Annotated in this window: 6 protein-coding genes; 5 read left to right on the top strand and 1 reads right to left on the bottom strand. The window is 57.2% G+C overall.

Features of this window, described 5'->3' with window-relative positions:
* Positions 1 to 493 (bottom strand): GlxA family transcriptional regulator (locus tag DQ405_RS23825; protein WP_174824715.1); only part of this gene is annotated, 493 nt, incomplete at its 3' end.
* 109 nt (positions 494 to 602) lie between these two features.
* Between DQ405_RS23825 and DQ405_RS23820 the strand changes: the two genes are divergently transcribed.
* Genes DQ405_RS23820 through DQ405_RS27075 form a run of 5 tightly spaced genes read left to right on the top strand, consistent with a single transcriptional unit; the run spans position 603 to position 5,091 of the window.
* The gene (locus DQ405_RS23820) at positions 603 to 1,145 is read left to right on the top strand and encodes a thioesterase family protein (protein WP_014718812.1); all 543 of its coding nucleotides are present in this window, start codon (positions 603 to 605) and stop codon (positions 1,143 to 1,145) included.
* A 34-nt stretch (positions 1,146 to 1,179) separates the two neighbouring features.
* Positions 1,180 to 2,775, top strand: a complete 1,596-nt coding sequence (locus DQ405_RS27090; RefSeq protein WP_174824714.1) for a hypothetical protein — start codon at positions 1,180 to 1,182, stop codon at positions 2,773 to 2,775.
* Positions 2,729 to 4,159 (top strand): hypothetical protein, encoded by a 1,431-nt coding sequence (locus tag DQ405_RS27085; RefSeq protein ID WP_174824713.1) that lies wholly within the window; start codon positions 2,729 to 2,731, stop codon positions 4,157 to 4,159. Before DQ405_RS27090 ends, DQ405_RS27085 begins: the two co-directional genes overlap by 47 nt.
* Positions 4,110 to 4,469: a hypothetical protein gene (locus DQ405_RS27080; RefSeq protein WP_174824712.1), complete on the top strand. Its 360-nt coding sequence runs from the start codon at positions 4,110 to 4,112 to the stop codon at positions 4,467 to 4,469. The genes DQ405_RS27085 and DQ405_RS27080 overlap by 50 nt, the downstream gene beginning before the upstream one ends.
* A 4-nt stretch (positions 4,470 to 4,473) precedes the next feature.
* Positions 4,474 to 5,091: a hypothetical protein gene (locus tag DQ405_RS27075; RefSeq protein WP_174824711.1), complete on the top strand. Its 618-nt coding sequence runs from the start codon at positions 4,474 to 4,476 to the stop codon at positions 5,089 to 5,091.
* Positions 5,092 to 5,248 lie beyond the last annotated feature (157 nt).

The following is a 5,248-nucleotide window of genomic DNA, read 5'->3' as shown; positions in this document are numbered from 1 at the left end:
TCGCCGCCGTGGCGCCACCGCACGTGACCAGCCGATTCTCTTCGCAGAGGATCTGCCGCTCATCCAGGCTGACCTGGGCATATCGACGCCGGAAGAACCCGGCAAATGCCCAGTGGGTCGTCGCACGCAAGCCGTGTAATAACCCCGTCTCGGCCAGCATGAACGCCGCCGTGCACATCGAAGCCAACACAGCGCCTTGCCCATGCTGCTCACGCAACCAGGGGCCGTAGGTGGCGAACGTCGGCATGGCTTCTTTGAGGGTAAAGAGAAAACCGGGAATCAGCACCAGGTCGGTATGCGCGATCTGCGCCAGTGAACCCTGCACTTGCAGGCATTGCCCGCCCCACGCCGTCACCGGCAGGCCGTCCAGGGACGCCAGCGTCACCTCGAAGGGCGGGCTGTCGGCGAAGAGATTGGCCGCGCTGAGCATTTCCATGGCCAGGGTGGCACTGGCAGCGGAGCATTGGTCCGCCAGGAGCAAGGTGACGTGCATGTAAAAACTCCAGCTTGCACTTTTCGCATGTAATAAGTCATTTACGCATCTACCTTAGCCGATTCCGGCTCCGTACAGTGCAGCCATTGATCAACTGTCTGGCGTCTTTATGAATCTCTGGTTTCGATTACTGCATATGCTGTTGCGCCGCCCCTGGCGCAAACCGGTCCATGGCCTGGCCACCACAGTGGTGCGCATGCGGGTCTGGCCCCTGGATCTGGACCTGAACCGGCATGTCACCAATGGCCGATATTTCACCCTGGCCGACGTGGCGCGCATGGATTTTGTGCTGCGCACCGGCGCCTTTCGCGTGGCCCTGCGCCACAAGGCCATGCCGATAGTCGGCGATACCTGGGGCAAGTTTCGCCGGGAATTGAAGCTGTTCGAAGCATTCGAAGTGCACACTCGCATTCTCGGCTGGGACCACAAGTGGAACCTGATGGAGCACCGTTTCGTCAGCAATGGGCGAGTGGTCGGCGTGGTGGTGATGCGTGGGTTGTTTCGCTCCGCCAAGGGCACCCTGCCCCCTTCCGAGTTCGTCCGCGAGCTGGGGTTGGACGACACCTCGCCGCCGATGCCGCAATGGCTCAGCGACTGGTCATGCAGTTGCGATGAGATGAGTGCGCAATTACGGGAACAAGAGCGAGCCTGAAGGGTGTCCAGACCACCGAAACGCGACTAACCGCATGTCGCTATTTGGTCACACTCCATCCTTTGCCCGAGCGGAACTCTCGCAGCTTTTTCCTTCACCCAACAATGCGTCTGAAATTCAGACGCACTCCTCAGGAAACTTGCCTATTGGATATTCGCCTTACAGGTCCCCGCCCATGCTCAGTACGACCAAGCAAGCCAACCCCCACTGGTATGACGTCCCTTTCCACTCTAACAAGCCCGATGGGCCACCTCGCCAGCCACCGCTGATCGAGCCGCTAACCACTCCCCCTGCCTTGGCTGGCGCGACGCACGCGCCTGCACCGAAAACCTACAAGGAAGGGTTCGGCGACAGACACGACCTGCAAACGCTGACCACGAAACTCGGAGACATCGCGAAGCAATTGGATGTGAACACCACGCCTCAAGCGATACTGGCTGCCTTGAGAGCCCCCCTGGATATTCATCCTGACTCATCGTTCCCTGTGCGCCCCAGTGAAGGCGCGACACTGGAGAGCTTTATCAGGGCCAAGGGCTGGCCGATACCTACCACCCAACTTTCGCTGACCGAGCTGATAAAGACGGTGAAACAGGAAGCCCTGACGCAGCCGATGGGTAATTTTGGTGGCGCGTTGTCGTGGTCAATACCCCTGAGCCAGGCTGAGCAGAGCCGACTACGCATTATCTCCATGAGGTCTGACTACCTGAACGCCCTGGATGCCTTGCTGGCCCAGCACCCGCTAACCCCCGAGGTACAAAGTGACCCCGCGCAAGCACTGGAGGCCCTGCTCAGTTCCTCCGCAGGCCAAACGCTGGGTAAACACCTGCAGGAGCAATCCGGCGGTATCGCCACTGCCAACAGCGCCACCGACTACCTGATGGCTGCCATTCAGTTGCAACTGGACCCCGAATCCATTACCGCCCCTCAACGTAATAACGTGGCGGGGTTTGACCTGGCGCACGCGCGCCACTGGGGCAAACCCGCGTCTACAGTGCTGGATACGTTGAGCAAGCATTTGGTCGACAGTGGCAGGATCAGCCCTGTGCTGTCCAAAGTGGCTGCGTATGTGTTGCTGGCCAAGAAGGCCCCTGTTTACCTGATCAAAGACATACCGCCCTCCGTGAGGCACGGCAGCCCAGCCTGGCTGAACCTGGTCATTACCGTGGCGAGCATTGAAGCGAGTACGCCGGGGAAAGTCCCGAACATGACGTTTGCCCAAGTGATGCAGGAAGGCGAACATGCAAGGGTGGCGCAACCCGAGGCGGCTGCGCAAGCTCGTACAGCAGCGCTGGTAGATTGGGGGGTTTGCCATAACGTAATTGCCCGCAAGGACGACACGCAATACACCGTGCAAGAGCTGGAAACCCTGAAAACCACCTTCACAGCCCGACAGCAGGACATGCTAGGCGCCTCTGCCGCCTTGGATCTGGAATTGCCCACCCGAGAAAAGATGGCCATGGCCGTACTGGTGGAACGGTATGGCGACCTGGGTGATCTGATTCAAACAAAAACTGATCAAGACCAGCAACATTCCGCGCAGAGGGCAGAACAAGGCACACACATGGCTACCCGGCCTGCATTCGATGCTCGACATCGCAATGATGGATCTGAGATTGCCCTATCTCTTTGAAGCCGCGAACAAACGTGTACCGATCAACGACTTGAACGCCCGCTACCGATTTGGTGTGAGCGATAACTTCGAAAAGCGCTTTGAGGAAACAATCAAGAAGAAAAAGATCGCCCTCGCCACGACGGTCAAACACCTGATCGCGCAGCTCCCCCTGGAAGACCGTAGAAACTTTGAGTACGGCAAAGTTACGTATTATCGAAACTCATCCACTGAGTTGGGTTTCTGGAGCAAGTCCGACCCGGTGTATGAAAAAAACCTGCTGGTGAAAATTGAACGCGACGGGCAATCCAGCGGCTACCGTATCGACCCGACCAAAGGCGAAATCGTGCCCATTGAAATGTGGGCGCTGAAAGAACGTGAATCCAGGGAGGCGAATGTAGCGTTCAACACCAGCGTGTTCGTCCCCAAAAGCGTCAGTGCCGACCACGCAAACGAACGCGCCGGCGCAACTGACGCAGCTATTGATAGTTTTGCTACCGACCGCACGCAAGACATTGCTGATGCCTTCGTTGAGCATTTCAATCTCGATGACCCGGATATCAAGAAATACGCCAGAGGGCAGACGACCCAGGACCTGGCGAACGAGAAAATCAATCAGGTAAACGATTTCTTCATGAACTTGATTCCTTTCCGCTCGGCAATTGAAAACTTTAAAAAAGGCAACAACGTCGAGGGCGGGTTTGACTTGGCCCTGGATGTGTTTGGCTTTCTCACAGCGGGCGCGGCCAATATCGGCAAACTCACCAAGGTCGCCGGCAGTGCCGCATCCCTTGCCACCAAGGTCGCGCGAACGGGCAAAGTCATCGGCATGGTCACCTTGAGCAACTTCAACCCTCTGGACGGGCTGGCTGACCTGGCCATTGGCGGCGCAAACCTGCTGAGCAAAGGGTTGACCAAAAGCACCGCGTGGCTGGCCAACATACGAAACACGGATAAAGCCCATGATTGGTTGAAGGCTATCAGCCAGGAGCATGGCAATGCATTGCTCGGTTCGATCACCTCCGGCGGGCGCTCGGTTGATAGTGTTGTGGTATTCAAAAACGATCAGTGGCACCACTACGACCCCATCACCCGTCAACCCTACGGCACGCCGGTGAATGGCTTCACGCCGAGAGTCCTGGCAACCCAGGGTGAAATCAACGGCACCCTCAGCGAGTGGGTCGCCAACTGGTTCAACCCGGCAAAACCCGGCATACCCATACCGGAGGCCTTCAACGACGCAGTTGACGCAGCAAAAGCAACCACCACAGGCCACGCGGCATTCAATCAGGGGTACAACACGCTCGCCCCGGCCAGCATTTTCTGGCTATTCAGCAGAGCTGGGCATCACTCAGTTGAAAAAACTGGCCACGGACGCCACCGCGTCACCCGAGGTACTGGGTAGCCTGTCCAGGCGTATCGACGAGCTGGAGGCGCTGCCAGGCAAAGTCAAAACACTCTACGAAAAGCTCATTCCGCCCACAAAGCCATTGCCCGGCAAGCCCGCGACGCCAGAACAATTGCAGTTTGAAGAGGCGCTCGCAAGGGGGGCTCCGGACGGGATCAACGGCTTCTCACCGACAATGAAAATGCATCAATTGCGCGAACTGATACTGGACCCGAAGCTGACGTCTGCCGAAGTCGGGGCTCTGTTCAAGCATTTGCAAAAACGAGCAATGGAAAACCAGCTTAGAGCTAAGCAGAAAATTCGCTGATGACATGACCGCCGCCCATGGCACTTTGATCGCCATGCCGCAAGGGTATTACCTGAGCCAGGTCAACGTTGCATCCGAGGGCGGCTGCGCCGCGTTGGCGAATACCATGGCTATGGCCATGCTCGATGGCTCGGAAAACACCTTGATCAGCAACTTCTTCCTCAGTCTGGCGCACCCCAAACACCCTAATACTGAAAGGTTCCGCGACAGCCTGGAGAGATTTCAAAACACCCTCAGAGATGATTTTCACTCTGGGCAGCTCACCCGCAGTGCGACCTGCGACAGGATCATCTCGGATTTGGCAACGGCCACCACCTCCAAAGCCTTTCTTATCAGCAATTCAAAGCACGGTGTTACCGCTGGCGTCAAAATCACGAAGGACCAAAAGATCTGGTTTTACTATGACCCCAACTTCGGGCTCGTCAAATTCTCCAAGGAGGCGGACATGCGTAGCGGTATGGAGCGTGCACTCAATAGTGGCCAGACCAGCCATTTGTTCCAGCCGCTCAAAAAGGCCGATGGGTACACGGTGTCTGAATTCAACGAGTTATACCTGATCAACAAGATAGGGGATCCTCGAAGTGTCAGCGGGCTGTATTCGGCAGCGATATCGGTGACCTAGAGCGCCTGCAACACGTTTTAAAGCGTGTGCGTGACCTTCAAATGTCGGGCATACCACGGCCGCCGCGGCACGCGCTTGAACAACCCCTTGAGCACGTCCTCATGCGCCGCAGGTAATGACGCAGGGCCAGCTTCATGACTTCCGGATCCATTTCCAT

It is taken from the genome of Pseudomonas sp. SST3 (genome assembly GCF_003325755.1).
Note: the sequence above shows the minus strand (reverse complement) of the source record. Positions and strands in the feature narration are given on the sequence as shown.